This window comes from Microbacterium sp. CPCC 204701 (genome assembly GCF_004010105.1).
Taxonomy (GTDB): domain Bacteria; phylum Actinomycetota; class Actinomycetes; order Actinomycetales; family Microbacteriaceae; genus Microbacterium.
Map to the genome: position 1 here is coordinate 1 of NZ_RRYE01000574.1, position 1,370 is coordinate 1,370.

Annotated in this window: 2 protein-coding genes; one reads left to right on the plus strand and one right to left on the minus strand. The window is 71.9% G+C overall.

From position 1 onward, the window contains the following. Nucleotides 1-98: 98 nt before the first annotated feature. Entirely contained in the window at nucleotides 99-698 is a 600-nt protein-coding gene (locus EIO58_RS18000) for an Ig-like domain-containing protein (protein ID WP_205789389.1), read from the plus strand. Nucleotides 699-716: 18 nt separating this feature from the next. Here the strand turns inward: EIO58_RS18000 and EIO58_RS18005 are convergent. Beyond that, nucleotides 717-1,370: winged helix-turn-helix transcriptional regulator (locus tag EIO58_RS18005; protein WP_127820565.1), on the minus strand; the 654-nt coding region annotated here is incomplete at its 5' end.

Consider the following 1,370-nt stretch of genomic DNA (forward strand, 5'->3'; position numbering starts at 1 on the left):
GCCCGACCCCGACCCCGGGCCCAGGCCCGACCCCGGGCCCAGGCCCGACCCCGACCCCGACTCCGGAACCGCCCCCGCCCGCACGCACGACTGCGCCGGTGCTGCAACCGGTGGCAGACCTCGACGCCCTCGTGCCCGACGCGATCACCGGTACGGGCGTACCCGGCGCGGCTGTCGTGCTCATCGATGAACTCGGCGCGACGCTCACCCAGACCACGGTCGATCCTGACGGCACGTTCATCGCCGACATCCCCGCAGATCTCCTCCGGGAGGGCATGTCGGTGCGCGCGGTGCAGACGGCGCCGGCGCTGCTCGAGTCCCCGCCGAGCGCGGCGGTGGGCCCGTTCACGCTCCCGGCGCCCGTCGTCACTGCCGGGAACGGAACACCCGCGTCCGAACTCGAAACCGCCGACACCGTGGGAGTGGACAACGACCTTTCACTCCTCCTCGACGGCCTCGCGGGTGAGACGGTCGTGGTCTGGGTCGACGGCGTCACGAGCGGCATCAGGCATGAGCTCATCGGCGCTCCATTGAGCCGGTTCGTCTTCAACACGAATCCCGGAGAGCACGTGATCGGCATCCGCTATGTCGACCCCATCACGGGACGGCTCGGGCGTCTCGCTGAGTTCACGATCACGGCGCTTCCGCCGCAGCCGACGGAGCCGATCGCACCGCCGCTCGCGCCACCGCTCGGCTGAGCCCATCGCGTCGCGGCGTCATCTCAGCAATGAGCGCCGTTCCGGGCCGAGCGGAATCGAGAACGTCTCGGCGAACCGCTCCAGCAGTCCGGGGTCACCGGCCACGACGGCGAGGATCCCTCGATCGATCGCCTCGGCGGGCGTGACCTCTCCCGAGATGAGCCGACGGATGCCGGGGCCCGCGGCGAACACCAGGTCGGGGTCGCCGGCGGTCGAGGCCTGCGGCCCGAGCTTGGGGTCCACCGGCCGGCCGGCCGGCCGCACCTGCGCGATGCGCAGCTCGGGTCCGTCGACCTGCACCCGGAGGACGACATCGGCGACGTGCACCTCGTAGTCGGCCGCGGGCAGCGGGGCCGCGGCATCCGCCCGGAATGCGGTGCGCAGCGCCATGGTGAGCGAATCGGCCGTCACGACGTCGTCCGCACCCGGGTCGCCCATCTGCTGAAACCCCCAGCGACCGAGTGCGAGCACGACCGGTTCGAGCTCGCGCCCGTACGGCGTCAGCTCGTACACCAGCCCGCAGTTGGGCAGCGGCACGCGGCGCACCACACCGCCCTCCTGCAGCTCCTTGAGCCGCGTGGAGAGGATGTTGGTGGGGATCTTGGGCAGCCCCTGCTTGAGGTCGGTGTAGCGGCGGGGCCCTACGAGCAGATCGCGGACGATGAGCAGCGC